General features: G+C 65.9%; 2 pseudogenes. One reads left to right on the plus strand and one right to left on the minus strand.

Annotated elements, in window-relative coordinates:
- Nucleotides 1-174 (minus strand): annotated as a pseudogene (locus tag JCM25156_RS29130) (PLP-dependent aminotransferase family protein); the annotation flags it as partial.
- Between the two features lie 158 nt (nucleotides 175-332).
- On the opposite strand from JCM25156_RS29130, the pseudogene JCM25156_RS18025 reads away from it, so the two are divergent.
- Nucleotides 333-1004: pseudogene (locus tag JCM25156_RS18025) on the plus strand (MFS transporter); the annotation flags it as partial.

Consider the following 1004-nt stretch of genomic DNA (forward strand, 5'->3'; position numbering starts at 1 on the left):
GACGCTGCCCACGCCAATGCCCAGCCGCCATGCAAGGTCGCGATGGGCGGGCAGGCGGTCGCCCGCATCCAGTTTTTCAGCCAGTATGTCGCCTGCCAGCGCATCGGCCAGACGCTCGGCGGGGGAGGTATCGCCCGGTGGGAGATGGGGATGCCATGGGGAGCGCAGGCGCATGACCGTCCAGCCTGTCCTGTTGTCACGGGTGGGTCAGCCATAGCAGGTCACGCCACCGCACGGAATATGGGCATGACGCTGTCAGTGGCGTCCGAACCTGTTACGGTTCCGCCATGAGGTGGCGCGATGGCCCACGGCATGGAAAGGGAGGGCGCGATTTGACCCGGCAGCATCCGACACCGCCACGCGGGGGATACGGCGCGCGGCCCCTGGTTGTCATGGCGGCGCTGTTTTTCATTATCGGGTTCGTGACGTGGCTGAACGGCCCATTGATCACCTTCGTACAGGTTGCCTTCGGTCTGGGGCCGGTGGGCGCGTTTCTGGTGCCGATGTGTTTTTACCTGTCCTATTTTTTCTGTGCGATCCCGGCAATGGAACTGGCGCGGCGCACGGGGCTGCGCAACGGTATCGTGGCGGCATTGACCGTCATGGCCGGGGGTACGCTTGCATTCGGGGAATGTGTGGGGCTGCGCTGGTACCCCGGCGCGCTGGCGGGCCTGTCCCTGCTGGGGGCGGGGCTGACGCTGCTGCAGGTGACGGTCAACCCGTATGTGACCCTGCTCGGGGCCGCGCAACATGCCGCGCGGCGGATCGCGATCATGGGCATCGCCAACAAAGTGTCAGGAATTATCGCACCTGTTGTATTTTCATTGCTGGTCATGCGCGACATCGGGGGTGTCGCCAGCCGTCTGGCCGTGGCGGGAACACAGCAGGCGCGCGCGCCGGTGCTGGCCGCCTTCGCGCATGCGGTCGTGGGGCCTTATCGCGTCATGGCCCTGATCCTGCTGCTTGTCGCGCTCGGGCTGCGCCATGCCGGGCTGCCGGATATT

This window comes from Komagataeibacter kakiaceti JCM 25156 (assembly GCF_000613305.1).